Genomic DNA, 21,547 nt, shown 5'->3' on the forward strand with positions numbered 1-21,547 from the left:
CCATCGCGCTCAGCGTGACGGGGGCGTCCGCGTTCTGTCGCTCTCCAGGGCCTGGCCAGGACCTTCGGCCGCTCCGGGGCCGAGCCGAGGGCGATGCGGGGGTGAGCGCGCCGCAGAGCGCTGCCCTGACGCTCTCCTGGATTCCTCCGGTTCTCCCCGCTTTCCGGAGAGCCCGCGGGCTCCTGGGCCCGCTGAGAGCCGCGACCTCCTCTCCTCTGCCCTGGAAGCCCTTTCGATCTGCTTCCGGCGTCCGCGCGGGTATCCCGAGAGTTCCGACACGCCGTACGGGCTCCGGCTTCCGAGCCTTTACCGAGGCGTGTGACGGGAGGTTCCAGACGCGGTGAGGAGGAGGTGGGCAGCATGCGCCGTCAGCGAACAGCGCGTTGAGGGGGCATGTCCGGTAGGCCGCGCGCGTTAAGGTCACAAGCAAAGCCAATCGATTACGACGCATCGGAAGGTGACGCTGTGACCAGCCCGCCGACCTTCTACCAGCCGACCGGCTCCGGGCCCGAGTCGATGAGCCAGCCGAATGGCTCGTTCAGGCTCGAAGACCAGCTCTACCAGCGGCTGCTGCGTGAGCGCATCATCGTGCTGGGCACCCAGGTCAACGACGAGATCGCCAACCGAATCTGCGCCGAGCTGCTGCTGCTCGCCGCGGACGACTCAGAGCGCGACATCTGGCTCTACATCAACTCGCCAGGCGGTTCCGTGACCGCCGGGATGGCGATCTACGACATGATGGAATACGTGCCTAACAATGTGTGCACGGTCGCGATGGGTCTGGCCGCTTCCATGGGCCAGTTCCTGCTCTGCGCCGGCGAGCGGGGCAAGCGTTACGCCCTGCCGCACGCCCGCATCATGATGCACCAGCCGTCCGGTGGCATCGGCGGCACCGCAGCCGACATCGCCATCCAGGCTGAGCAGATGCTATATGTCAAGAAGACCCTCGCCGAGCGCATCGCGTTCCACACCGGTCAGAACCTGGAGCAGATCGAGGCCGACTCCGACCGTGACCGTTGGTTCACGGCCGAGGAGGCCAAGGACTACGGCTTCATCGACCAGGTCGTGCGCAGCGCTCGACAGGTGCCCTCCACGGGCGCCGTCTCCTGAAGGGGCACAAGGTGAGTGAGTTGATCCGGCCGGGAGACATCAACGGCCGTTACGTTCTTCCGTCCTTCAGTGAGCGCACGTCCTACGGCGTGCGGGAGATGAACCCGTACGCCAAGCTCTTCGAGGACCGCATCATCTTCCTCGGCGTGCAGGTGGACGACGCGTCGGCCAATGACGTCATGGCGCAGTTGCTTACCCTGGAGTCGCTCGACCCCGACCGTGACATCAGCATCTACATCAACTCGCCAGGCGGTTCCTTCACCGCCATGACGGCGATCTACGACACGATGCAGTTCGTCCGGCCGGAGATCCAGACGGTCTGTCTGGGCCAGGCGGCCTCGGCGGCGGCGGTCCTGCTGGCCGGCGGCACGCCCGGCAAGCGCTTCGCCCTGCCGAACGCCCGCATGCTGATCCACCAGCCCTCCACCGAGGGGGGTGGCCAGGGAAGCGACATCGAGATCCAGGCGCGCGAGATCCTCAGGATGCGCGCCCAGATGGAGAGCATCATCGCTCAGCACTCGGGCAGGGCGCCGGAGGCGGTCCGCAAGGACATCGAGCGGGACAAGATCCTTGATGCCGTGGAGGCCAAGGAGTACGGGCTGATCGACGACATCATCCCGTCCCGCAAGAAGCTCGCGAAGGCCGTAGCCTCCTAACGAGGCATATCGCACCGGAACCGTGCCGAATCGGGCACGTTCCGGTGCGACTCGCCGCTAGGGGGCTCACTGAGGGCTCAGAAGACGGTAACGTCGAAACCTAAGCGGGATGACTTTTCGATCGGGTATCGGGCCGGTCGGAAGAAACGGACCGCGGCAGCCAGGGCGGTCCCACGCAAAGGAGTATCTGGGGTGGCACGCATCGGCGACGGGGGAGACCTGCTGAAGTGCTCTTTCTGTGGAAAGAGCCAGAAGCAAGTCAAGAAGCTCATCGCCGGACCCGGCGTATACATCTGTGATGAGTGCATTGACCTCTGCAACGAGATCATCGAGGAGGAGCTCAGCGAGTCCTCTGAGCTCAAGTGGGACAGCCTTCCCAAGCCGAGGGAGATCTACGAATTCCTCGACGCCTACGTCATCGGTCAGGACCAGGCGAAGAAGGCTCTCTCCGTAGCGGTCTACAACCACTACAAGCGGGTGCAGTCCGGCGAGCGCGGGCGTGACGACGGCATTGAACTGGCCAAGTCCAACATCCTGCTCCTGGGCCCGACCGGTTCCGGTAAGACGCTGCTCGCCCAGACGTTGGCGAAGATGCTGAACGTTCCGTTCGCCATCGCCGACGCCACAGCCTTGACAGAGGCGGGCTATGTGGGCGAGGACGTCGAGAACATACTGCTCAAGCTGATCCAGGCCGCCGACTACGACGTCAAGAAGGCCGAGACCGGCATCATCTACATCGACGAGGTCGACAAGATCGCTCGTAAGAGCGAGAACCCGTCGATCACCAGGGACGTCTCCGGTGAGGGCGTGCAGCAGGCCCTGCTGAAGATCCTGGAGGGCACGACCGCGAGTGTGCCGCCGCAGGGCGGCCGTAAGCACCCGCACCAGGAGTTCATCCAGATCGACACCACCAACGTGCTGTTCATCTGCGGTGGGGCCTTCGCCGGCCTCGAAAAGATCATCGAGTCCCGGATCGGCCGCAAGGGCATTGGTTTCAACGCCATCATCCGTTCCAAGGAAGACATCGACAGCTCTGACATCTTCGGGGACGTCATGCCCGAGGACCTGCTGAAGTTCGGCATGATCCCCGAGTTCGTCGGCCGGCTCCCGGTCATCACGAGCGTTCACAACCTTGACCGTGAGGCGCTCATCCAGATCCTCACCGAGCCGCGCAACGCCTTGGTCAAGCAGTACCGGCGCCTGTTCGAGCTGGACAATGTCGAACTCGAGTTCACAGACGACGCGCTTGAGGCGATCGCGGACCAGGCGATCCTGCGCGGCACCGGTGCCCGTGGCCTGCGAGCGATCCTGGAGGAGGTTCTCCTCTCGGTGATGTACGAGGTGCCGTCGAGGCAGGACGTGGCGCGCGTCGTCATCACCCGCGAGTCGGTTCTCGAACACGTCAACCCCACGCTCGTGCCGCGGGACCAGCTCAACAAGCAGCAGCGGCCGCCGCGTGAGAAGTCCGCGTGATCCAGCCTGAGCGAACCGGTTTTCACGGCTGACGCCCCCGCAGGGAGATCCTGCGGGGGCGTCGCTGTTTCCGCTGGTTTCCGCCGGGTCGGCCGGTGGCGCGTTCGCCGGACGATTTCAGCAGCCGGTCCACGGGGTGGGGGGAACACGTCGCAACTCTTCGGCTGGGGAACATCGAGTGCGTGGACATCCCTAGACTTGGACATCGTGACGACGCCAGAGCTGCCCACCCAGTACACACCTGCCGACGTGGAGACCCGGAGCTACGAGCGCTGGGTATCGCAGGGATACTTCACCGCTGATCCGAGCGGCGAGCGCGAGCCTTACAGCATCGTCCTGCCTCCGCCGAACGTGACCGGTGTCCTGCACATCGGCCACGCACTCGACCACTCGATCCAGGATGCGCTGACCAGGCGCGCTCGCATGCGCGGCCAGCAGACACTCTGGCTGCCAGGCATGGACCACGCCGGCATCGCCACCCAGAACGTCGTCGAACGCGAGCTCGCCAAGGAGGGCCTGTCCCGGCACGACCTCGGCCGCGAGGCGTTCGTCGAGCGGGTCTGGCAGTGGAAGGAGGAGTCCGGCGGCCGGATCCTCGGCCAGATGAAGAAGCTCGGCGACGGTGTCGACTGGTCACGCGAACGCTTCACCATGGACCCCGGACTGTCCCGCGCCGTCCAGACGATCTTCAAGAGGCTCTTCGACGACGGGCTCATCTACCGCGCCGAGCGCATCATCAACTGGTGTCCGCGCTGCCTGACCGCGCTTTCGGACATCGAGGTCGAGCACAGCGAGGACGAGGGCGAGCTCGTCTCGATCCGCTACGGCGACGGTGACGACTCCATCGTGGTCGCCACGACCCGAGCAGAGACGATGCTCGGTGACACCGCCGTGGCCGTGCACCCCTCCGACGAGCGCTACGCGCACCTGATCGGAAGGGAAGTGGAGCTACCACTCACCGGACGTCTCATCCCGATCGTCGCCGACGAGCACGTCGACCCGGCCTTCGGCACCGGGGCGGTCAAGGTCACTCCGGCGCACGACCCGAACGACTTCGAGATCGGACGGCGCCACTCGCTGCCGTCCCTGACGATCATGGACGAGCGCGGTGTGGTCACGGCCCACGGCCCGTTCCAGGGGCTCGACCGCTTCGAGGCCAGGCCCGCGGTGGTGGCCGCGCTACGCGCCGAGGGGCGGATCGTGGCGGAGAAGCGCCCCTACCTCCACTCCGTCGGGCACTGCTCACGCTGCAAGACCGTGGTCGAGCCACGGCTCTCACTCCAGTGGTTCGTCAACGTCTCGCCCCTGGCGAAGGCGGCGGGCGATGCGGTCCGTGACGGCCGGACCAAGATCCACCCGCCGGAGCTGGCCAAGCGCTACTTCGACTGGGTCGACGACATGCACGACTGGTGCATCTCCCGGCAGCTGTGGTGGGGGCACCGTATCCCGGTCTGGTACGGTCCCGGCGGTGAGGTCGTCTGCGTCGGCCCCGACGAGCAGGCACCCGATGGTTACGTCCAGGACCCCGATGTCCTCGACACCTGGTTCTCCTCCGGGTTGTGGCCGTTCTCCACTCTCGGCTGGCCGGACAGGACACCCGAGCTGGCGAAGTTCTACCCGACCTCCGTCCTGGTGACCGGCTACGACATCCTGTTCTTCTGGGTCGCCCGGATGATGATGTTCGGCATCTACGCGATGGACGGCGAACCGCCGTTCCGGACCGTGGCTCTGCACGGCATGGTCCGGGACCAGTACGGCAAGAAGATGTCGAAGTCGTTCGGCAACGTCGTCGACCCGCTCGACTGGATCGAGCGCTTCGGTGCCGATGCCACCCGTTTCACGCTGCTGCGTGGAGCCAACCCCGGCTCCGACGTGGCGATCAGTGAGGAATGGGCAGGAGGGTCGCGCAACTTCTGTAACAAGATCTGGAACGCCACTCGTTTCGCGCTGATGAACGGTGCCGTGACGGGTGAGCTTCCGGTCGAGGAGTTGACCGCCGCCGACAGGTGGATCCTGTCCAGACTCCAGGAGATCGTCGCGTCGGTGGACGCCGCGTTCGAGGACTTCGAGTTCGCCAAGATCTCCGACCTGCTCTACCACTTCGCGTGGGACGAGGTCTGCGACTGGTACGTGGAACTCGCCAAGATCCAGATCGCCTCCGGGCAGGAGCACACCCGGCTCGTGCTGGGTCATGTCTTCGACTCGCTGCTCCGTCTGCTCCACCCGCTGGTCCCGTTCGTCACCGAGGAACTGTGGCGGGCGGTCACCGGGCACGAGTCGATCGTGGTCGCGCCATGGCCGACGGTCCAGGAGTCGTTGCGTGATCCCTCGGCGGAGGAGGAGATCATCGCGGTGCAGGGGCTGATCACCGAGGTGCGCAGGTTCCGCTCCGACCAGGGCCTCAAGCCAGGGCAGCGGGTCTCCGCGCGGCTCTCGCTCGCCGGTACGGCTCTGGCCTCTCACGAAGGGGCGATCCGGTCGTTGCTCCGGCTCGACCAGCCGTCCGAGTCGTTCGCCGCGACCGCCCGTCTCGATGTGAGCGGGGTCGTCGTGGAGATCGACACGGCGGGGGCGATCGATGTGGTCGCCGAGCGTAAGCGCATGGAGAAGGATCTCGCGGTGGCGCGCAAGGAGGCGGCCCAGGTCGCGGCCAAGCTCGGCAATGAGCAGTTCATGGCCAAGGCGCCGGACGATGTGGTGGCCAAGGTGCGATCCCGTGCCGTGCAGGCCGACCAGGACATCGCGCGGCTGCTTGCTCAGCTGGCGGCGTTGCCGACGGGCTGACAGGCTGACGGCCTGAGTTCGAGAGCAGGGCGTGAGCCCTGACCTGAGGATCCCAGCCGGCGGCTGGGAGGAGAACGGCACAGGTCAGGAAGTCGGAGTGAAGCGAGAACCCGGAGTCTCCTGACTCCGGGTTCTCGTGTTTGAGAGCTGAAGCCTCAGGGAAGACCTAGTTGTTACCGGGAAGTTGGTCATGGTGGCCCCAGGAGGCTGCTAGAGTTCTTCAGGCAGGGCAAAGTCCTGCAGCCCCCTCTGAAAATCTGGCAAATCGGGTGTGTCTGCATAAGTTGGACATCGACCGGATGTTGGAGTAAGTTAGAGGGGTTGCCCTGGAGACAGGGTGGTCGCAATCCTAGCGGATTCGGCGGGTTCAAGTCGATGGTCGGAAAACCGGCAAGTTGACACAAACCCGGCAAATCTGATAAGATGGTGACACGGAATGGAACGCCCCGAAGTCCGGGACACCGCGAAAGCGGGCCCGCGGACGACGGTGTACGCGCCCGTTTCTTGAGAACTCAACAGTGTGTTAAAAGCCAGTGCATGAAGCACAACCCTGTCCAACCTGCCTCCTTTGCGGGGTGGGGGACGGATTCCTTTGGTTGAACATCCATCATGTGTGATGGGTGCTTTCAGCCGGGAGCAACTGTTCAGACATTGTTTGGAGAGTTTGATCCTGGCTCAGGACGAACGCTGGCGGCGTGCTTAACACATGCAAGTCGAGCGGAAAGGCCCTTCGGGGTACTCGAGCGGCGAACGGGTGAGTAACACGTGAGTAACCTGCCCCTGACTCTGGGATAAGCCCGGGAAACTGGGTCTAATACCGGATACGACACCTCCCGGCATCGGGTGGGTGTGGAAAGTTTTTTCGGTTGGGGATGGACTCGCGGCCTATCAGCTTGTTGGTGGGGTAACGGCCTACCAAGGCGACGACGGGTAGCCGGCCTGAGAGGGCGACCGGCCACACTGGGACTGAGACACGGCCCAGACTCCTACGGGAGGCAGCAGTGGGGAATATTGCGCAATGGGCGAAAGCCTGACGCAGCGACGCCGCGTGGGGGATGACGGCCTTCGGGTTGTAAACCTCTTTCAGCAGGGACGAAGTTGACGTGTACCTGCAGAAGAAGCGCCGGCTAACTACGTGCCAGCAGCCGCGGTAATACGTAGGGCGCAAGCGTTGTCCGGAATTATTGGGCGTAAAGAGCTCGTAGGTGGCTTGTCACGTCGGGTGTGAAAGCTTGGGGCTTAACTCCAGGTCTGCATTCGATACGGGCTGGCTAGAGGTAGGTAGGGGAGAACGGAATTCCTGGTGTAGCGGTGAAATGCGCAGATATCAGGAGGAACACCGGTGGCGAAGGCGGTTCTCTGGGCCTTACCTGACGCTGAGGAGCGAAAGCGTGGGGAGCGAACAGGATTAGATACCCTGGTAGTCCACGCTGTAAACGTTGGGCGCTAGGTGTGGGGACCTTCCACGGTTTCCGCGCCGTAGCTAACGCATTAAGCGCCCCGCCTGGGGAGTACGGCCGCAAGGCTAAAACTCAAAGGAATTGACGGGGGCCCGCACAAGCGGCGGAGCATGTTGCTTAATTCGACGCAACGCGAAGAACCTTACCAAGGCTTGACATCGCCCGGAAAGCTTCAGAGATGGAGCCCTCTTCGGACTGGGTGACAGGTGGTGCATGGCTGTCGTCAGCTCGTGTCGTGAGATGTTGGGTTAAGTCCCGCAACGAGCGCAACCCTTGTTCAATGTTGCCAGCACGCTCCTTTTAGGGGTGGTGGGGACTCATTGGAGACTGCCGGGGTCAACTCGGAGGAAGGTGGGGATGACGTCAAGTCATCATGCCCCTTATGTCTTGGGCTGCAAACATGCTACAATGGCCGGTACAGAGGGTTGCGATACCGTGAGGTGGAGCGAATCCCTAAAAGCCGGTCTCAGTTCGGATTGGGGTCTGCAACTCGACCCCATGAAGTCGGAGTCGCTAGTAATCGCAGATCAGCAACGCTGCGGTGAATACGTTCCCGGGCCTTGTACACACCGCCCGTCACGTCACGAAAGTCGGCAACACCCGAAGCCCGTGGCCCAACCAGCTTGTCTGGGGGGAGCGGTCGAAGGTGGGGCTGGCGATTGGGACGAAGTCGTAACAAGGTAGCCGTACCGGAAGGTGCGGCTGGATCACCTCCTTTCTAAGGAGCATCGGTCGCGGTCATCTTCGGGTGGTCGTGGTCCATGCCGTGTTCGTGGGCGAACGTTCCACGCTCGGCGCGCTCATTAGTGGAGCACTGGCTATTCGGTTCGGCGGGATCGCTGATCGGTTAGTACCGCCCTGGTTCTTCGGAGTTGGGGAGTGGGAACGGCGGTTGTGGGGTTTCGCTGGGGTGAACACACTGTTGGGTCCTGAGGAAACGGACATTGTGGCGGGCCCGCTTGTGGCGGGCTTGCTGTCTGTTGGAGCCTCATGCGGGACCATCCTCCTGTCATACCAGCTCGGCCTGTTGAGGGTTCGGGTGTTGGTGGCGGGGTGGGTTTGGTCGCTGTTTGTTGTTTGAGATTTGCATAGTGGACGCGAGCATCTTTGTGGCCAAGTTTTTTAGGGCACACGGTGGATGCCTTGGCATCAGGAGCCGATGAAGGACGTGGGAGGCTGCGTTAAGCCCCGGGGAGTCGCCAACCAGACTTTGATCCGGGGATGTCCGAATGGGGAAACCTAGCACCAGTCATGTGGTGTTGCCTCCGCCTGAATGTATAGGGCGGTTGGTGGTAACGCGGGGAAGTGAAACATCTCAGTACCCGTAGGAAGAGAAAACAAATAGTGATTCCGTGAGTAGTGGTGAGCGAAAGCGGATCAGGCTAAACCGTAGGCGTGTGATAGCCGGCAGGCGTTGCGTTTACGGGGTTGTGGGACCCTCTGGGAGGAGCTGCCGTTCCTCCAGACAGTAAGAAATCCTTCCGATAGCTGAAGCTTCTGGGAAGTGGCGCCGTAGACCGTGAGAGTCGGGTAGGCGAAATTGGTTGGACTGTTGGAGGGGATCCCAAGTAGCACGGGGCCCGAGAAATCCTGTGTGAATCTGCCAGGACCACCTGGTAAGCCTAAATACTCCCTGATGACCGATAGTGAACAAGTACCGTGAGGGAAAGGTGAAAAGCGCCCCGGTGAGGGGTCGTGAAATAGTACCTGAAACCGTGTGCCTACAAGCCGTAGGAGCGTAAACGAGGCTTGCCTTGTTTGTGATGTGACTGCGTGCCTTTTGAAGAATGAGCCTGCGAGTTATGGTGTGTGGCGAGGTTAACCCGTGTGGGGGAGCCGTAGCGAAAGCGAGTCTGAATAGGGCGTTTGAGTCGCATGCTATAGACCCGAAGCGGAGTGATCTAGGCATGGGCAGGTTGAAGCGCGGGTAAGACCGCGTGGAGGACCGAACCCACCAGGGTTGAAAACCTGGGGGATGACCTGTGTTTAGGGGTGAAAGGCCAATCAAACTCCGTGATAGCTGGTTCTCCCCGAAATGCATTTAGGTGCAGCGTTGCGTGTTTCTTGCCGGAGGTAGAGCACTGGATGGCTAATGGGCCCGACAAGGTTACTGACGTCAGCCAAACTCCGAATGCCGGTAAGTGAGAGCGCAGCAGTGAGACTGCGGGGGATAAGCTCCGTAGTCGAGAGGGAAACAGCCCAGACCACCGACTAAGGCCCCTAAGCGTGTGCTAAGTGGGAAAGGATGTGGAGTCGCAGTGACAACCAGGAGGTTGGCTTAGAAGCAGCCATCCTTGAAAGAGTGCGTAATAGCTCACTGGTCAAGTGATTCCGCGCCGACAATGTAGCGGGGCTCAAGTACACCGCCGAAGTCGTGGCATTCACACGTATAACTGAGCCTTTGTGGTTTAGGTGTGTGGATGGGTAGGGGAGCGTCGTGCGGCCGGCGAAGCAGCGGAGTGATCCAGCTGTGGAGGCTGTGCGAGTGAGAATGCAGGCATGAGTAGCGAATCAGAAGTGAGAAACTTCTGCGCCGGATGACCAAGGGTTCCTGGGGCAGGCTAATCCGCCCAGGGTAAGTCGGGACCTAAGGCGAGGCCGACAGGCGTAGTCGATGGACAACGGGTTGATATTCCCGTACCCGCTACGATGCGCCAATACTGAATCCAGTGATACTAAGGGTCCTTAACCCCTCCGAGCCTTCGGGCTTGGGGTGAGGGTGAACGCCTGGCCTGAACTGGTAGTAGGTAAGCGATGGGGTGACGCAGGAAGGTAGCCCAGCCCAGGCGATGGTAGTCCTGGGGTAAGCATGTAGGACGTGTTGTAGGCAAATCCGCAACACATTGAGTCTGAGATGTGATGCCGAGCCGATTGTGGCGAAGTGGGTGATCCTATGCTGCCGAGAAAAGCCTCTAGTGAGTGTCGTGGCGGCCCGTACCCTAAACCGACTCAGGTGGTCAGGTAGAGAATACTAAGGCGATCGGGTGAACTGTGGTTAAGGAACTCGGCAAATTGCCCCCGTAACTTCGGGAGAAGGGGGGCCTTCGCTGGTGACGAACCTTTGCGTTCTGAGCTGGTGGGGGTCGCAGAGGCCAGGGGGAAGCGACTGTTTACTAAAAACACAGGTCCGTGCGAAGTCGTAAGACGATGTATACGGACTGACGCCTGCCCGGTGCTGGAACGTTAAGGGGACCGGTTAGTGGAGTTTCGACTTCGCGAAGCTGAGAACTTAAGCGCCAGTAAACGGCGGTGGTAACTATAACCATCCTAAGGTAGCGAAATTCCTTGTCGGGTAAGTTCCGACCTGCACGAATGGCGTAACGACTTCCCCGCTGTCTCAACCGCAGACCCGGCGAAATTGCACTACGAGTAAAGATGCTCGTTACGCGCAGCAGGACGGAAAGACCCCGGGACCTTCACTATAGCTTGACATTGGCGTTTGGAGCGTCTTGTGTAGGATAGGTGGGAGACGGTGAAGCTATCACGCTAGTGGTGGTGGAGTCATTGGTGAAATACCACTCTGGTCGTTTTGAACGTCTAACTTCGGTCCGTGATCCGGATCAGGGACAGTGTCTGGTGGGTAGTTTAACTGGGGCGGTTGCCTCCTAAAGAGTAACGGAGGCGCCCAAAGGTTCCCTCAGCCTGGTTGGCAATCAGGTGTCGAGTGTAAGTGCACAAGGGAGCTTGACTGTGAGACCGACGGGTCGAGCAGGAGCGAAAGCTGGGACTAGTGATCCGGCGGTGGCATGTGGAAGCGCCGTCGCTCAACGGCTAAAAGGTACCCCGGGGATAACAGGCTGATCTTCCCCAAGAGTCCATATCGACGGGATGGTTTGGCACCTCGATGTCGGCTCGTCGCATCCTGGGGCTGGAGTAGGTCCCAAGGGTTGGGCTGTTCGCCCATTAAAGCGGCACGCGAGCTGGGTTTAGAACGTCGCGAGACAGTTCGGTCCCTATCCGCTGCGCGCGCAGGAGACTTGAAAGGAGCTGTCCCTAGTACGAGAGGACCGGGACGGACGAACCTCTGGTGTGCCAGTTGTTCCGCCAGGAGCACGGCTGGTTGGCTACGTTCGGAAGGGATAACCGCTGAAAGCATCTAAGCGGGAAGCTCGCCTTGAGATGAGGTCTCCCACCCCGTGAGGGGGTAAGGCTCCCGGTAGACGACCGGGTTGATAGGCTGGAGGTGGAAGCGCAGTAATGTGTGGAGCTGACCAGTACTAATAGGCCGAGGACTTGACCACAAAGCAGTTCTTGCTCGCGTCCACTAGGCAATTCTGAGACAGCAAACGGTGGTTTGTGTGTTTCATAGTGTTACGGCGGTTATGGCGAAGGGGAAACACCCGGTTACATTCCGAACCCGGAAGTTAAGCTCTTCAGCGCCGATGGTACTGCACCGGGGACGGTGTGGGAGAGTAGGTCGCCGCCGGACAATCTTTCATATGAAGGCCCTCACCTTTCGGTGGGGGCCTTCGTGCTTTCCGGCTCCAAGCGGTATCTCAGTCCCTTTCAAGTCATCGGTGACACTCTTTCTGGCGTGACAGATTCACCGCGCACCGATTCTTTAGGCAGGCATCTCCGGACCGCGTCCATGGGCAGACGCCTGGGTGCCCATATCGTTGATACGGTCATCCTTGTAGTTCTCGCGACTCCCGTCGTGCCCTTCTTGGAGTTTGTGCTGGACGTCGACACCGAGCCTGGTTCTCTGCGCTCCTACTTCCTCACTCTCATACTCAGGGTGGTCTACGAGCCTGTGATGACCGCCTGGAAGGGGGCGACGTTCGGCAAGCTGCTCGTGAGGATCAGGGTCGTCGACAAGGAGCATGGCGAGCCGGTCACGGTGGACCCCGCCTTCGGCCGGTACGCCGTCAAAGAGGTCCTCAACATCGCACTCTTGATCTTGCCGATCCTGTTTGTCCTGTGGATCCTCTGGGCGTTGTCGCCGTTCTTCGACAGCAGCGGTTACCGTCAAGGGTGGCACGACAAGATGGCGGGGACCCGGGTCGTCGAGGCATGACGCGACGTTCCAGGCCTATGGCGCGGACATGAAAATCCCACGGGACGATTCCAGGGCCGCGTGACGATCTTTCCGGAAAGGTCCCGCCGAACGCGCGGGGCCTTTCTCGTTTCACGGTGGCTCGTATCCCATGCGGTGGCGCTCTTGCGCCATACGGGCCGGTCCGGAACCTGGTGGAAAGGTCAGTAGGCTGGGAACGTGGACTATCGAGCGGTTGAACAAGCGATCATGCAGCGCGGAGTCGAGTGGAACTTCGAGCCCAGTCTCGACAGGATCGCCGCGCTTGTGGATCTGCTGGGTTCCCCGCAGCACTCCTATCCCGTCGTGCACGTTGCCGGTACGAACGGTAAGTCGAGCACGACCCGGATGATCGAGGCGCTGCTGCGCGAGCGCAATCTGCGTGTCGGCCGGTTCACCAGCCCGCATCTGGTCTCCATGCGCGAGCGCATCAGCGTGGACGGTGCTCCGCTGAGTGAGGAGCGCTTCGTCGAGGTCTATGAGGACATCGCGCCCTACCTGGAGATGGTCGACGCTCAAGGGCGGCGGCTCTCCTTCTTCGAGACGCTCACCGCGATGGCGTTCGCGGCGTTCGCCGACGCCCCCGTGGACGTCGCGGTCATCGAGACGGGAATGGGCGGCATCACCGACGCCACCAACGTCGCGGACGGTACTGTGGCGGTCATCACGCCCATCTCCCTCGACCATGTCGACTACCTCGGGCCCGATGTCGAGACGATCGCGGGGGAGAAGGCCGGCATCATCAAGGCCGGGGCGACCGCCGTGCTCGCGCAGCAGGAGCTCCCCGCAGCCGCGGTGCTGATGCGGCAGGCGGCCGAGACGGGCGCCACCGTGGCACGCGAGGGGCTGGAGTTCGGAGTGCTGGGCCGGGAGCTCGCCATCGGCGGGCAACTGCTCCGGCTCAAGGGCCTCAAGGGGACCTATGACGACATCCTGCTTCCCCTGTACGGTGCCCACCAGGCGAGCAACGCCGCCTGCGCCCTGGCTGCGGTCGAGGCGCTGACCGGCGGGGACGAGCCTCTCGACACCGAGCTGGTGCGACAGGCGTTCCTGGGGGTGCGCTCGCCCGGCAGGCTGGAGGTGGTGCGCCGGGGCCCCACGGTCATCGTCGACGCCGCGCACAACCCGGCGGGGATGCGGGCCACTCTGGACGCGGTGCACGAGTCCTTCGACTTCGCGAAGCTCATCGGAGTGGTGGCGGTGTTCGAGGACAAGGATGTCGAGGGCATCCTGGAACTGCTGGAACCGATGATGGACGAGATCGTGGTGACCAGGAACTCCTCGCCAAGGTCCATGGACGTGGACGATCTCGCCGCGCTGGCCGAGGAGGTCTTCGGTTTCGACCGGGTGCACCAGGTCGAGCGGTTGGACAGTGCGATCGACAGGGCGATCGGCATGGCCGACGCTCTGGGAGAGTTCAGCGGTGCCGGGGTGTTGATCACAGGTTCCGTGGTCACCGCCGGTGACGCGCGGCTTCTGCTCAAGGCGGACGAGACGCAATGAGCGGTGGGTGCCGACGGCCGACGGCCGGGCGACTGAGGAGGAGCGAGAAATGATCACGGTCACTCCGGGCATGAGGCGCCTCTGCGCCAGCGTGCTCGGCATGGAGGCCATAGTCGTCGGGCTGTTCACGCCGGTGGCCATCAACACGCAGGGTGTCGAACCGGCTGTCGCGGCCACCGTCGGGCTGGGTCTGGCGCTTCTCTGTGTTCTGGTCATCGGCCTGCTCAAGCGGCCTTTCGCCTACATCGTGGGAAGCCTGATCCAGCTGCTCGCCATAGCCTCCGGCTTCATGGTCCCGACCATGTTCCTCCTCGGAGTGATCTTCGCCGCGCTGTGGATCACAGCGATATTCGTCGCTCGCCGTGTCGAGGGCGTGACTTCTCGCTAAAGTCGGCCAACATGGCCGTCCCTCCCATCCAGCCGACCCGGGCAGTGGGCGCCGGGCCCACGGGCCTGGTGCGCGCACTCCGTGTCTCGTTGATGCTCGACGTCGTCCTCGGACTGCTCGTCGCAGTAGTGCTGCCGCTGGCGATCGTCGCCATCCCCAACACCATCTCGGTGGTCGCCGCCCTCCTGCCGCCGGAAGTCTCGCAGATAGCGATGATCAGGGCGCATGGGCTGGCACTCCCCGCGATGGTCCTGACCATGCCGGTGGCCGCGGTGCTCGTACGCCGGGTGCGGGCGGCCCCGATGGTGGTCGCGGGGCTGACCCTGCTCGCCTTCGCGGACGCCGCCGGCGGCTATGCGGGGTCCACGATGCTGGTGGGGGGCCTGCGGGTCCTGCACGGTGTCGGCGCGGGCCTGCTGGTCCCCGCCACTCTGATGGCCGTCTGGGGGCGCTCGTCGTTCCTGCGGGCACTGTGGGCAGCCGTGCTGGCGGCGAGTCTCCTGGCCGCACAGGCGCTCGCGCTCTGGCCCCTCGACCAGGTCGACTCCTGGCGCGTCACCCTGCAGCCGTACCCGATGCTCACCGGGGTGGCGCTCGCGCTGGCCGCGCTCTACCTCGTGCTGTGGCTGAAGGACGGTGGGAGCACCGCCGGTCCGGACGCGGCCGTCGCGGCACGCGGGCGCACGCTGTGGGCGGTCGTGCCCGCCGCGGGCGTCGCGGCCCTCGCCCTGGGAAGCACGTTCGACTGGTCGGCGGGTCTCGTGATCCGCGCGGCTCTGGTGTCCGTCGTCGTGCTGCTCGCTCTGGCCTCCTCGGGGGCCTCACGGGGGGCCGTCGGCCGCGCGCCGGCCTACGCGATGGTCGCGGTCGGCGTCGTGGTCCTGCCCACCGCGGCCCAGGTCACCTATGTCGAACTCGGCGGGCTGGGAGGTCCTGGCCTGTCCGGCCTCTGGTCGGCCTTCGCGACCGCCACCCTGGTGGCCCTCCTCGCCGCCGCGCTGACGAACCGGCTGGGCGCGACGGCGATGCCCGTGGTCACCGCCGGTGGACTGGTGGTGGTGGTCGCGGGCCTGTGTGCGGTACGGCTGTTCCTGCCCGCTCCGGGCGGGCTCGCGCTGATCCTCCCGTTCACACTGCTCGCGGGCGGCGCCTCGGTGGCCATCACCGGCGCGTTGCGCTCCTGTGCCGAGGAGGCCGCGCTCCTGGCGCTGTCGCTGTTCTTCCCCGCGGTGCTGGCCGGATTCCTGCTGGGCAGCGGCGTCCAGGTCGCCCAGCTGCGGGAGGCCAAGACTCCGCAGGCGCTGGTCGACGGGTTCGTGGACGCTCTGCACCTGTGGGCGCTGATCGGGGGCGGCCTGGTGCTGGTGGTGATCGTGCTCGCTGCTGTGCTGGCCCGTCTCCTGCCGGGGAGTCAGGGGAGTCCGGGGAGCTCGCCGGATGCCGGTACGGCGGACACCTCACCCGTGGCGGGCCCCTCCTCTGGGCTGGTGCCCTCTCCCGCGGGGGAGATCGATCCCGTCGGCGGTGCATGGCGGGAGGCCGTCACGCGAGGACAGCCAGGGCCCACGGTGGCGCGGCCGCGCTCCGAGGCGGTGACCGGTTCTCACACGCCGGCCCGCTCGAAGCCGGAGGCCGGGCCGGAGCGCGGGTCCGTCGCCGCGGCCGGAGGAGGTACCGGAGCGGGCAAGGGCAACAGGTCCAGGCCTCGGCACGAGCCGGACCGCGTTCCCGAGCGGGACCCCGACGCGGAGCCGGAGCCGGAGAAGGTGGTCGCGCCGCCGGTGGTGGTGCCACCGCCCGCGCCCTCCCCGGAGGACGGCCCGGGAAGCGGTCCGGCCCTGCAGTGACTCCGCCGACCACGGGAAAGCGCGCGAAGGGCGGTAAACTTCGCGCGATTACCGCAGTCAGCGACCCATACGTGTTCGAAGGAGAACCTCAGTGTCCGAGCGCACCCTTGTCCTGATCAAGCCCGACGGTGTGGCGCGTGGTCTCATCGGCGACGTGATCGCCCGTGTCGAGCGCAAGGGCCTGAAGGTCGTGGCGCTGGAGCTGCGCACCCTGGACGTCGACACCGCCAAGACGCACTACGCCGAGCACTCCGAGCGGCCGTTCTTCGGTGAGCTGGTGGAGTTCATCACCTCCGGTCCGCTGGTCGCGCTGGTGCTGGAGGGACCGCGCGCCATCGAGGCCTTCCGCTCCCTCGCCGGCCTGACCGACCCGGTCAAGTCCGCTCCCGGCACCATCCGCGGCGACCACGCTCTGGAGATCGGCGAGAACGTCGTCCACGGCTCGGACTCCCCCGAGTCCGCCGCAAGGGAGATCAAGATCTTCTTCCCGGATCGCTTCTAGGCGCCCGCTTTTATCGTGTTTGTCGGGCCCCGCCGTCCTTCTGGACGGCGGGGCCCGACCTGTTTGGCTAACCCAAGATTTTGCTGCGGTAGGCCGGCTCATTGCGCTCAAGGGTGGGTGCGTCACGTTACGATTCGAGTGCGTTCCGTAGTTTTCGCCGACGACCTGACGGAAGGAGGCCAGCCTTCCTCATGGGCAGCAATCTTGCTTTTTTGGGCCGTGACATGGCAGTCGACCTCGGCACCGCGAACACCCTCGTGTACGTCAGAGGGCGCGGAATCGTGCTCAACGAGCCGTCCGTCGTAGCGATCAACAGCATCACCGGGAAGATCGTGGCCGTTGGCATCGAGGCCAAGCGGATGATAGGCCGCACTCCAAGCAATATCATCGCGATCCGTCCGCTCAAGGACGGTGTCATCGCCGACTTCGACGTCACCGAGCGCATGCTGCGCTACTTCATCCAGCGGGTGCACAAGCGCCGCCATTTCGCCAAGCCGCGCATCATCATCGCCGTGCCGAGTGGGATCACCGGGGTCGAGCAGCGGGCGGTCAAGGAGGCCGGATACCAGGCGGGCGCCCGCAGGGTCTACATCGTTGAGGAACCCATGGCCGCCGCGATCGGCGCCGGGCTCCCCGTGCACGAGCCCACCGGCAACATGGTGGTCGACATAGGCGGCGGCACCACCGAGGTGGCGATCATCTCGATGGGCGGCGTGGTGACCAGCCAGTCGATCAGGGTGGGCGGTGACGAGCTCGATCAGGCGATCATCGCCTTCGCGAAGAAGGAGTACTCGCTCATGCTCGGCGAGCGCACCTCCGAGGAGATCAAGATGGCCATCGGCTCCGCCTGCATGCTCCCGGAGGAGAGCCATGCCGAGATCAGGGGGCGTGACCTGGTCAGCGGCCTGCCGAAGACGATCGTGGTGTCGGCGGCCGAGATCCGCAAGGCCATCGAGGAACCGCTCAACGTGATCGTCGACGCGGTCAAGACCACACTTGACAAGTGCCCGCCGGAGCTATCCGGAGACCTCATGGACCGGGGAATCGCCCTCACCGGAGGCGGGGCGCTCCTCAAGGGCATGGACGAGCGGCTGAAGGCCGAGACCGGCATGCCGATCCACCTCGTCGACAACGCCCTCGACTCCGTGGCGCTTGGCACGGGCAAGTGCGTCGAGGACTTCGACGCCCTGCAGCAGGTCCTGGTTCCCGAGCCGCGGCACTGATGAAGGACACCCGCCGGGCACGGGTCAACCTGGGGCTGCTGTTGGCCGCCGCGCTCGTGCTCGTGACCATCGACCACCGTTCGGCCACGCAGTCCCCGTTCGGGCCGCTCCGCATGGTCGGCACGACATTGTTCGGCACCGCGGAGAGCGTGGGGTCGGGGATCGTGCGGCCGGTCGGCGAGTTCTTCGAGACGATGACCGGTGCCCCTTCCGCGCGTGGACGCATCGAGGAGTTGCTCGCGGAGAACCAGCGGCTCAAGCGGGACCTGGTGGCGCAGAGCCTCGACCGGGGGCGTTCGGAGGAGCTGCGCAAGCTGCTCGGAGTCTCGGGTACCGGCGGATACAAGATCCTGCCCACCCAGGTGATCGCCCGGCGCGGGGCTCCCGGGTTCGAGGAGGCCGTCGAACTCGACGTGGGGCGCCTCGACGGGGTGCGCACCGAGATGACGGTGCTGAACGCCGACGGCCTGGTCGGCAGGGTGATCCACGTGGGCGCGTCCACCTCGACCGTGGTCCTGCTCAGCGACCCTGCCTCAGCGGCCGGAGCCCGGCTGGAGGGAAGCAACGAGATCGGAGTGGTGCACGGGGTGGGGGAGAACGGCCGCCTGGTCCGCTTCCGGCTGCTCGACTCGACCGCGCCCATCATCCCCGGCCACCGCATCGTGAGTTTCGGTTCCCAGCGCGGCGCCCCGTACGTGGCGGGGGTGCCGATCGGGGTGGTGGAGCGGGTGGAGGCCACGCCAGGTGAGCTGACCCGCATCGCGTACGCACGGCCGTACGCCGACCTCACCGCGCTGGACGTGGTCGGCGTGGTGGTGCAGGCGCCGCGCCGCGACCCGCGTGACGCGGTGCTCCCCTCCGGCCCGCGAAAGGCGGCGCCTCCACGCTTCCAGCGAGAGGGGGTCTGACGGGATGGGGCGCAACGCGATCTTCGTGGCGCTGCTCCTGGGAATCATGATTTTCCAGGTGACCGTCGTCAACAGGCTGCCGCTGCCGGGGCAGGCCGCGCCGGATCTGGTGCTGCTCGCCGTGGTGGGGTACGCGCTGGCCCGCGGGGCAGCGGCGGGGGCGGCCATGGGGTTCGCCGCCGGGCTTCTCAGCGACGTGCTGCCACCGGCCGCGCACCTGTTCGGGCACCACGCGCTGGTGCTCTGCCTCGTCGGCTTCATCGCGGGACGCGCCGTGGAGAGCCATCCGGGGGCGGGGCCGCTCGCAGCGCTGGCCTGCGCGGTCGCCGGTCCGGTGATCGCGGTGGCGACCGGCGCTCTGCTGGGAGACCCGCGGACCGGTGTGTCCATGCTCACGACCGCGCTGCCGCAGGCGGTGCTCTACAACCTGCTCGCCGCGTCGCCGGTGGTGTGGGTGGTGCGAAGGCTCGTCTGCGGGCCGGAGCCGCGCCCCGTCCAGGTGCTCGGATACGTCATGCGGAGCCGCCTGTGAGGCATCTCGTGCTGGGGAACACGTGAGCGGCGGTGGGAGGAGCGGGCATGGGCCTGATGCGGGGGCGGCTGGTCGTGGTGCAGTTGCTGGTGGTGTCGATGCTGGCGTTGCTCACCGTCCGGCTCTGGCAGGTGCAGGTGGTGCGCGGTCCGGAGTACGTGGTGGCCGCCACCGAGACACGTACGCGCGATGTCGTCGTTCCCGCGGTACGCGGGCAGATCCTTGACTCGACGGGCCGTCCGCTGGTCCGAAACCGGACCACGCTGGTGGTCTCGGTCGACCGCACCCGCCTGAACCGGATGGAGGGCAACGGCAAGGAGGTGCTCGAGAAGCTGGCCGCCGTGCTCGGCCGTCGCCCCGCCGAGTTACGGGAGCGCATCAGGGCATGCGGGCCAGGGGTCGCCCGCCCCTGCTGGCCGGGCTCCCCGTACCAGCCGATCCCCATCGACGCGGATGTCACCACGCGCGAGGCCCTGCAGATCCTGGAACGGCAGGAGGAGTTCCCCGGGGTCACGGCCGAGGTGCAGGCGGTACGGGAGTATCCGAGCCGGAGCGCGGGAGCTCAGGCGCTCGGCTACCTGCAGCCGATCACGCAGGAGGAGCTGAACAGGCGCGACGGGCTCAGGGCGGCGTTCTCCGGGGTCGACCTGGTGGGCAGGGACGGCCTGGAGTCGGTCTACGACGTGTCGCTGCGGGGGACGCCGGGGATGCGGCGGGTGCAGGTCGACCGGCTTGGCAAGGTCATCGGGGTGGAGCAGCACGTGCCTCCGGTGCCGGGTGACACGCTCATCACCAGCATCGACTCCAGGGTGCAGGCCACGGCGGAGAAGGCGCTGGCCGAGGCGATGAAGGGCGCGCCCACGGCCGACGGCGCGGCGGCGGTGGTGCTGGACGTGAAGACGAGCAGGGTCATCGCCCTGGCCAGCGCGCCGACGTACGATCCGGCGATCTGGACCGGGGGAATCTCCGAGGTGCAGTACCAGCGCCTGCTGTCCGGCAAGGCGGGCAAGCCGTTGGTCTCCCGGGCCATCAAGGGCGAGTTCGCGCCTGGCTCGACGTTCAAGGTGTCGTCGGTGGCGGCGATGCTCAAGGACGGCTACCCGTTGCACGGTCAGTACGACTGTCCAGGGTCCTTCATGGTGGGCGACCGGCCGTTCAACAACTTCCGGGGTATCGGGCTGGGAACGCTCACCCTGCACATGGCGCTGGTGAAGTCCTGCGACACGATCTTCTACCGGGCGGCCTACGAGCAGTGGCTGCGCGACGGCGGGCTCAATCCCAAGGGGAGGACCAAGGAACCGATGGCGGCCATGGCGCGCGCCTACGGTTTCGGCCGCCCCACCGGTATCGACCTGCCGGGTGAGTCGGCGGGACGGATCCCTGACCGGGCGTGGAAGAAGACGCTCTGGTCGGCGACCAAGGACACCAACTGCAAGCGGGCCAGGACCGGCTACCCGGAGGTGGCCAGAAGCAGCCCCAGCAGGGCCGCCTTCCTCAAACGGCTGGCGTACGAGAACTGCCTGGAGGGGTACCAGTGGCGGCCCGGTGACGCCGCCAACTTCTCCATCGGGCAGGGCGACGTGCTGGTGACGCCGCTGCAGCTGGCGGCGGCCTACGCGGCGCTGGTCGGGGACGGCAGGCTGCGCAGCCCCCGGCTGGGCTGGGCGCTGGTGCGCCCCGACGGCACCAAGGTCAAGGAGATCGAGGTGCCGGTGGTGGGCAGGCTGCCGCTCTCATCGCGGGAACGGGCCTACATCAAGGGGGCGCTGAGCGAGGTCGCCTCCGACGGCACCGCGGCCGGGGCCTTTGTCGGGTTTCCCATGAACAAGGTCAAGGTCGGCGGAAAGACCGGCACCGCCGAGGTCTATGGCAAGGCCGACACGTCGTGGTTCGCCTCGTTCGCCCCGACGGACAAGCCGCAGTTCGTGATCGTCGCCATGGTGTCCCAGGGCGGGATGGGCGCCCAGACCGCGGCTCCGGCGGTGCGGAAGATCTACGAGGGCATCTTCGGATTCAAGCCCGACGGCAAGCAGGTCTCCCCGATCCTGCCGGGCGGGCGCCCGGTGAGAGCGCTTCCGGTGATCGCGAAAGACGGGACGGTGGCGCGATGAGGTCCGCTGTGCTGTCCG

Annotated in this window: 13 protein-coding genes and 3 rRNA genes; all 16 read left to right on the top strand. The window is 65.1% G+C overall.

The annotated features are described in order from the left end of the window. Positions 1–465: 465 nt before the first annotated feature. The 16 genes from ACFQVD_RS43710 to mrdA all read left to right on the top strand — a co-directional run bounded on the left by ACFQVD_RS43710 (position 466) and on the right by mrdA (position 21,529). On the top strand, positions 466–1,110 hold the full coding sequence (locus tag ACFQVD_RS43710) for a ClpP family protease (protein ID WP_030917742.1): 645 nt from the start codon (positions 466–468) through the stop codon (positions 1,108–1,110). A gap of 11 nt (positions 1,111–1,121) precedes the next feature. Further along, a complete protein-coding gene (locus tag ACFQVD_RS43715) occupies positions 1,122–1,766 on the top strand; it encodes an ATP-dependent Clp protease proteolytic subunit (protein WP_030917740.1) in 645 nt (214 codons plus the stop codon). 192 nt (positions 1,767–1,958) lie between these two features. After that, positions 1,959–3,239: an ATP-dependent Clp protease ATP-binding subunit ClpX gene (gene clpX, locus ACFQVD_RS43720; RefSeq protein WP_030917736.1), complete on the top strand. Its 1,281-nt coding sequence runs from the start codon at positions 1,959–1,961 to the stop codon at positions 3,237–3,239. Between the two features lie 198 nt (positions 3,240–3,437). After that, positions 3,438–6,023 (top strand): valine--tRNA ligase, encoded by a 2,586-nt coding sequence (locus ACFQVD_RS43725; RefSeq protein WP_386273963.1) that lies wholly within the window; start codon positions 3,438–3,440, stop codon positions 6,021–6,023. 652 nt (positions 6,024–6,675) lie between these two features. Then, a 16S ribosomal RNA gene (locus ACFQVD_RS43730) occupies positions 6,676–8,201 on the top strand. Between the two features lie 393 nt (positions 8,202–8,594). Next, positions 8,595–11,724, top strand: a 23S ribosomal RNA gene (locus ACFQVD_RS43735). Positions 11,725–11,795: 71 nt separating this feature from the next. Then, positions 11,796–11,912, top strand: a 5S ribosomal RNA gene (gene rrf / locus ACFQVD_RS43740). Together the 16S, 23S and 5S rRNA genes form the textbook arrangement of a ribosomal RNA operon. 159 nt (positions 11,913–12,071) lie before the next feature. Further along, positions 12,072–12,497, top strand: coding sequence for an RDD family protein (locus ACFQVD_RS43745; protein ID WP_364157935.1), 426 nt, complete (start codon positions 12,072–12,074; stop codon positions 12,495–12,497). 228 nt (positions 12,498–12,725) lie between these two features. Next, a complete protein-coding gene (locus ACFQVD_RS43750; RefSeq protein ID WP_343977195.1) occupies positions 12,726–14,018 on the top strand; it encodes a bifunctional folylpolyglutamate synthase/dihydrofolate synthase in 1,293 nt (430 codons plus the stop codon). 7 nt (positions 14,019–14,025) lie between these two features. Then, complete coding sequence (locus tag ACFQVD_RS43755) at positions 14,026–14,406, top strand: DUF4233 domain-containing protein (RefSeq protein WP_343977189.1); 381 nt, start codon at positions 14,026–14,028, stop codon at positions 14,404–14,406. 11 nt (positions 14,407–14,417) lie between these two features. Then, on the top strand, positions 14,418–16,253 hold the full coding sequence (locus ACFQVD_RS43760) for a hypothetical protein (protein WP_343977186.1): 1,836 nt from the start codon (positions 14,418–14,420) through the stop codon (positions 16,251–16,253). A 91-nt stretch (positions 16,254–16,344) separates the two neighbouring features. Further along, entirely contained in the window at positions 16,345–16,755 is a 411-nt protein-coding gene (gene ndk / locus ACFQVD_RS43765; protein ID WP_030924808.1) for a nucleoside-diphosphate kinase, read from the top strand. Positions 16,756–16,946: 191 nt separating this feature from the next. Then, on the top strand, positions 16,947–17,978 hold the full coding sequence (gene mreB, locus ACFQVD_RS43770) for a rod shape-determining protein (RefSeq protein WP_030924806.1): 1,032 nt from the start codon (positions 16,947–16,949) through the stop codon (positions 17,976–17,978). Next, complete coding sequence (gene mreC / locus ACFQVD_RS43775; protein WP_343977179.1) at positions 17,978–18,886, top strand: rod shape-determining protein MreC; 909 nt, start codon at positions 17,978–17,980, stop codon at positions 18,884–18,886. The genes mreB and mreC overlap by 1 nt, the downstream gene beginning before the upstream one ends. 4 nt (positions 18,887–18,890) lie before the next feature. Continuing rightward, positions 18,891–19,418, top strand: coding sequence for a rod shape-determining protein MreD (gene mreD, locus ACFQVD_RS43780; protein WP_343977176.1), 528 nt, complete (start codon positions 18,891–18,893; stop codon positions 19,416–19,418). A 47-nt stretch (positions 19,419–19,465) separates the two neighbouring features. After that, positions 19,466–21,529: a penicillin-binding protein 2 gene (gene mrdA / locus ACFQVD_RS43785; RefSeq protein WP_343977173.1), complete on the top strand. Its 2,064-nt coding sequence runs from the start codon at positions 19,466–19,468 to the stop codon at positions 21,527–21,529. Positions 21,530–21,547 lie beyond the last annotated feature (18 nt).

Origin of the sequence: Streptosporangium amethystogenes subsp. fukuiense (assembly GCF_042665875.1) — a bacterium.
GTDB classification, from domain to species: Bacteria; Actinomycetota; Actinomycetes; order Streptosporangiales; family Streptosporangiaceae; genus Streptosporangium; species Streptosporangium fukuiense.